Source organism: Anaerotignum sp., assembly GCF_017483025.1.
Taxonomy (GTDB): Bacteria; Bacillota; Clostridia; order Lachnospirales; family Anaerotignaceae; genus Anaerotignum_A.
This window is the reverse complement of sequence record NZ_JAFUMA010000117.1, coordinates 1-2,101: the sequence shown is the minus strand read 5'-3', so window position 1 is coordinate 2,101 and position 2,101 is coordinate 1. Positions and strand designations below refer to the sequence as shown.

The 2,101-nt window shown below is 43.3% G+C and carries 1 protein-coding gene; it reads right to left on the bottom strand.

The features are described from left to right. On the bottom strand, window positions 1-2,101 hold a 2,101-nt coding region (locus tag IJ369_RS10045), incomplete at both ends, for an MSCRAMM family protein (protein ID WP_290718654.1).

The following is a 2,101-nucleotide window of genomic DNA, read 5'->3' as shown; positions in this document are numbered from 1 at the left end:
TGTATTCTCCTGCCATCAGACCCTTTGTACAGTCGATTTCATAGACCTTATTGGTGAACAGATTATCCTTCAGGATTCTGAATGTACCGGTTCTATTGGTCTTGTAATAGATTGTGTAGTTCAGGTTCTGATTGAAAGTACCTGTGAACAGTCTTGTGATATAGGCTGCATCTGCAGGCAGGCTTTCATGGAGATAAAAGTCCTCCAGCTCTACCTTGGAGTTATTCTGGATGTTATACAGGTCATATCTGATCACAGAGCCGCCCATGGTTTCCTTATACCCGCTCTTTTCTACATGGGTATTCAGGATCGTGCTCTGGTTTGCTCTTTCGATCTCAACGATCTGACCGTCCTTCTTGATTTCAAAACGGATGGTTTCATCACTCAAGAGGAAGTACAGAGGGCTAGTGGTTTCCTTCATGGTGTATTTACCGTATCTCAGCCAATCGGACTCTGCAAAACCTTTGCTGTCTGTTTTCAGTACATCAACTTTTTTGCCATTGGAATCGTAGATGGTGAACTTTGCACCTTTCAGACCGTCACCCTTCAGATCGCCTGTAATGGGGTTATTATCTGCAGCAGTCTTCTTCAGTTCCACTTTACCTATGATCGGTTTGTTTTCCAGTTCGACTTCTGTTGTTTTGCCCCATTTTGTTTTCACAGTCTGCAGGCCTTTTGTTACTACATAGCCTTCATTTTCTTTTTCTTCGATATAGTAAATGCTGTCACCCAGAAACATTTTTTCCAGACGGATGATGCCATCGCTGTCTGTGGTATATGTACCAAGGGATTCATTATTCTTATCGAACACTTCGAATTTCACACCGGGGATAGGGTCGCCTGTTTCCGCATCGGTCTTTTCAATACGGATAGATGCCAGAGGATAGTTTTCCCATTCGATGAGGTGGTCATCGCCCCAGTCCAGAGTCACTTTTCTCACATTGGTATCCAGCGCATAGCCTTTCAGTGTGTTTGTTTCTCTGATGAGGTATGTATCTGCAGGGAATTTGTATTCCAGATTGATTTCACCCAGTTTATTTGTGTAGTGCTTACCGAATGTCTTACCATCGTCACGGACAATCGTGAACTCTACATTTTCCATAGGTCTGCCTGTTACCTTATCCGTTTTTACGATTCTCAATGTAGCATTCTTATCGTTTTCAAACTTCACTGTTACAGGGGAACCGCTCTTCACCTGTACGTTTTTACTGGACTGGATATCGATGTTATAGCCTTCAGGAGCCGCTGTTTCTGTTACCACATACCAGTTAGGTGCCAGTTTGGGGATCATGGCTTTGCCGTCTGCACCAGTGATATATTCACCGATGTATGTACCGTCGATCTCTGTTACCTTAAATTTTGCACCTGCCAGAGGTTCCTGTGTTTTCTTATCCACTTTGTAGATGATAAGAGCAGCTTTCTTATAGTTATACAGTTCCAGTTTCTGAGGTTCATTCTGCTTCAGATGTACCAGTTTCACTGTATTATCCAGATTATAGCCTTCGGGAGCAGAAATTTCCTGTACTTTATAAGTACCTGGTTTCAAGCCTTTGATGGTAATGAGACCGCTTTCATCTGTCGTATACTGACCGATAAACTGATCATCAACAGTTGTTACCTTGATGATGGCATCTGCCAGAGGCGCTTTTGTATCGCCGTCCAACTTCTGGATCACAAAAGCGTTCTGGGGCTGGTTAAAGAATTCCATGGAATAAACCTTGCCTTTTTCGATATAGATCGTTTTAGCTGTGTTATCTAGGATATAGCCGTCCTTTGTCTTGATCTCCTGTACAATGAATCCGCCGATGAGCTGAGGGATATAGATACTGCCTGTTTCATCTGTGCGATATTCACCATTGGACTCACCTACGACTGCGCCTTTGATGTCTGTCACCTTGAAAATAACATCGCTCAGAGGCTCTTTTGTCACGGCATCCATCTTTTTAATGAGAAGTCCGCCAAGAGGAGCATTGGTGAACTCTACTGTTACTACAGAATTATCATCTTTCAGTGTCACGGTCTTCAGTGTATCATCCAAGATATGATCGCTGTCAGATGCAACTTCTGCTACAGAATAAACACCGGGCTTCAGGCCGGCTAC